Origin of the sequence: Streptomyces sp. NPDC048331 (genome assembly GCF_043201215.1) — a bacterium.
Lineage (GTDB): Bacteria > Actinomycetota > Actinomycetes > Streptomycetales > Streptomycetaceae > Streptomyces.
In genome coordinates this window covers 1,702-5,166 of sequence record NZ_JBICYT010000091.1, presented here as the reverse complement: position 1 = coordinate 5,166, position 3,465 = coordinate 1,702, and the positions used below count along the sequence as shown (strand labels likewise).

Annotated in this window: 2 protein-coding genes and 1 tRNA gene; 2 read left to right on the top strand and 1 reads right to left on the bottom strand. The window is 71.7% G+C overall.

The annotated features are described in order from the left end of the window. Positions 1–259 precede the first annotated feature (259 nt). On the top strand, positions 260–1,648 hold the full coding sequence (locus tag ACGFYY_RS42160) for an NAD(P)/FAD-dependent oxidoreductase (protein ID WP_393717916.1): 1,389 nt from the start codon (positions 260–262) through the stop codon (positions 1,646–1,648). Between the two features lie 244 nt (positions 1,649–1,892). Here the strand turns inward: ACGFYY_RS42160 and ACGFYY_RS42155 are convergent. After that, positions 1,893–1,967: transfer RNA gene (locus ACGFYY_RS42155), tRNA-Thr, on the bottom strand. Between the two features lie 267 nt (positions 1,968–2,234). On the opposite strand from ACGFYY_RS42155, the gene ACGFYY_RS42150 reads away from it, so the two are divergent. Then, positions 2,235–3,323, top strand: coding sequence for a sn-glycerol-3-phosphate ABC transporter ATP-binding protein UgpC (locus tag ACGFYY_RS42150; RefSeq protein WP_365276941.1), 1,089 nt, complete (start codon positions 2,235–2,237; stop codon positions 3,321–3,323). The last annotated feature ends 142 nt before the right edge of the window (positions 3,324–3,465 follow it).

Here is a 3,465-nt window from a genome sequence, read left to right as displayed (position 1 = left end):
CCCGACCCACCACCGACACCGACCCGCCAAATCCCAGCCCCGCCGGCGATTGAGGCGCGGGGTCCGGGGCAGCGCCCCGGCACACGACCCGCACCACCAAGCGCACCGCAGGGCACGGGCAGCGCCCGGGACACGCCACGCACCGCCAAGCACCCCGCAGGGGCCAGGCAGGGGCCGGGCAACCCGTCCACGCGACACCCCCGACCCGCGACACCCCGTCCCTGGACACCCCTCCGAAACGGGGTGTACCAACTCCCCCATGACGATCAACGGCGGCATTTCCTTCTGGTACGCGTCCGCACCGAGCGCCCCGGTCACCCCACCCCGCGCGCGCCTCACCAGCGACACCACCGCCGATGTCGTCATCGTCGGCGGTGGCTACACCGGCCTGTGGACCGCCTATTACCTCAAGCGCGCCGCCCCCGACCTCCGCGTCACCGTGCTGGAGCAGAAGTTCTGCGGCTACGGCGCCTCCGGCCGCAACGGCGGCTGGCTCTACCACGGCATCGCCGGCCGCGACCGTTACGCCGCCCTTCACGGCCGGCCGGCCGCCCGCCGCCTCCAGCAGGCCATGAACGCGACCGTCACCGAGGTCATCGACGTCGCCGCCGAGGAAGGCATCGACGCCGACATCCACCGCGGCGGCGTCCTCGAAGTCGCCCGCACCCCCGCCCAGCTCGCCCGACTGAAGGCCTTCCACGCCCACGAGGTCGCCTTCGACGAGGGCGCGACCGACCGCGTACTCCTCGACGCCCCCGCCACCCGCGACCGTATCGACATCGCCGACGCCGTCGGCTCCAGCTGGAGCCCCCACGGCGCCCGCATCCACCCCCTCAAGCTGGTCAGGGGCCTGGCCGCGGCCTGCGAACGTCTCGGTGCGGTGATCCACGAATCGACCCCGGTCACGGAGATCTCCCCGGGCAGGGCGGTCACGCCCTACGGCACGGTCCGCGCTCCTTACGTGCTGCGCTGCACCGAGGGATTCACCGCCGCCCTCAAGGGCCAGAAGCGCTCATGGCTCCCGATGAACTCCTCCATGATCGTGACGGCCCCGCTGTCCGCCGCGACCTGGTCCCGACTGGGCTGGTCGGACAGCACGCTGCTGGGCGACATGGCCCACGCGTACATGTACGCGCAACGCACCGCCGACGACCGCATCGCGATCGGCGGTCGCGGGGTCCCGTACCGTTTCGGCTCGCGCACCGACAACGACGGCCGTACCCAGCCGGCCACCGTCGCGGCCCTGACCGGCCTGCTGACCTCGTTCTTCCCGCAGCTCGCGGGTACGGAGATCACCCACGCCTGGTCGGGGGTGCTCGGCGTGCCCCGCGACTGGTGCGCCACCGTCACCCTCGACCGGGCCTCGGGCCTGGGGTGGGCGGGCGGCTACGTGGGCTCGGGCGTCGCCACCGCCAACCTCGCCGCCCGCACCCTGCGCGACCTCGTCCTCGGCGAATCCACCGAACTGACCGGCCTGCCCTGGGTGAACCACCGCGTCCGCCGCTGGGAGCCCGAGCCCTTGCGCTGGCTCGGTGTCCAGGCCCTCTACGCCGCCTACCGCGAGGCGGACCGCCGCGAGAGCGCCACCCGCCGCCCGACGACCGCCCCGCTGGCCCGCCTCGCCGACCGCGTCTCAGGCCGCCACTGACTGGACGGCCTGGCCCCCTTCCCCTTCGCGCGCCTCGTCGTGGTCGTGGTCGTGCTTGCCGCCGTGCCCGGGCAGAGTTCCCGAAGCCGAGCCCTCGGATCACGGTGGCCGGCGGGAGCCCCCCTTCCGGCCCAGCACCACCACTCGGACAGGCTGACCGGCGCACGGCACCGGCGGCCCGGCGCGGCTGCCCCCTCAGGAATGGAAAAACCCCAGGTCACAGTAGGTGACCTGGGGTTCGCGGAGCCCCCTGTCGGATTCGAACCGACGACCTACGCATTACAAGTGCGTTGCTCTGGCCGGACTGAGCTAAGGAGGCAGGACCCGCTCGCGCACACGCCGAGCGAAGCCGCCATCACTCTACACAGCACGCGAATCCGCCTGCCATCACATTGGCCGGCCCCCACCGGCACGGCCCGTCGAGCAGCGGGCGGGTCCGACAGATCGCACAAAGTTCGAAGTCACCGCGGTGCGGTGCTGACAGCGGGGGGACCGACGGGTAGCGTCGGGCGGAGTCCGTTTTCTGGACTAGACCTTCCACTCGGATCGTCCGGCACGTTCCTGCCGGTAGAAGGGATTCATCACCATGGCTTCTGTCACTTTCGACAAGGCGACCCGTCTGTACCCGGGCGGCGACAAGCCGGCCGTCGACCAGCTGGAGCTGGAGATCGAGGACGGCGAGTTCCTCGTCCTCGTCGGCCCGTCCGGCTGCGGCAAGTCCACCTCGCTGCGCATGCTCGCCGGCCTGGAGGACGTCAACGGCGGCGCCATCCGCATCGGTGACCGCGACGTCACGCACCTGCCGCCCAAGGACCGGGACATCGCGATGGTGTTCCAGAACTACGCGCTCTACCCGCACATGTCCGTCGCCGACAACATGGGCTTCGCGCTCAAGATCGCCGGTGAGGACAAGGCCACCATCCGCAAGAAGGTGGAGGACGCGGCGAAGATGCTGGACCTGACCCAGTACCTCGACCGCAAGCCGAAGGCGCTCTCCGGCGGTCAGCGCCAGCGCGTCGCCATGGGCCGCGCCATCGTGCGCAAGCCGCAGGTGTTCCTGATGGACGAGCCGCTGTCGAACCTCGACGCCAAGCTCCGCGTCTCCACCCGCACCCAGATCGCGGCGCTCCAGCGCGACCTCGGCATCACCACGGTGTACGTCACCCACGACCAGGTCGAGGCCATGACGATGGGCGACCGCGTGGCCGTCCTGAAGGACGGGCTGCTCCAGCAGGTCGACACCCCGCGCAACATGTACGACCGCCCCGCGAACCTCTTCGTCGCCGGCTTCATCGGTTCCCCGGCCATGAACCTGGTCGAGGTCCCGATCACCGACGGCGGCGTGAAGTTCGGCGACAGCGTCGTCCCGGTGTCCCGCGAGGCGCTGTCCGCGGCGGCCGACGCGGGCGACCGCACCGTCACGGTCGGCGTCCGCCCGGAGCACTTCGACGTCGCCGAGAGCGGCGGTCTGACCATCGTCGTGAACGTCGTCGAGGAACTCGGCGCCGACGGCTACGTCTACGGCTCCACCACCACCGCCGAGGGCTCGCAGGACCTCGTGGTCCGCGTGGGCGGCCGCCAGGTCCCGGAGAAGGGCTCCAACCTCCACGTGGTGCCGCGCGCCGACGAGATCCACGTCTTCTCGACCTCTTCCGGCGAGCGACTGTCCAAGTAGCAGCTCCCGCGGGTTTCGCGGTCGTGGGGGGGGGGCCCCCCCCCCCGGCCCCCCCCCCCCCCCCCACCACCACCCCCCCCCCCCCCCCCCCCGCCCCCAGACCGCCGCCAAAGGGCCCCCCCGCACCACACACAAAAAAAAA

What these genes read in the sequence shown, in the direction of transcription:
- ACGFYY_RS42150 (WP_365276941.1), top strand. Translation starts at nt 2,235, where the DNA reads ATGGCTTCTGTCACTTTCGACAAGGCGACCCGTCTGTACCCGGGCGGC.
- ACGFYY_RS42160 (WP_393717916.1), top strand. Translation starts at nt 260, where the DNA reads ATGACGATCAACGGCGGCATTTCCTTCTGGTACGCGTCCGCACCGAGC.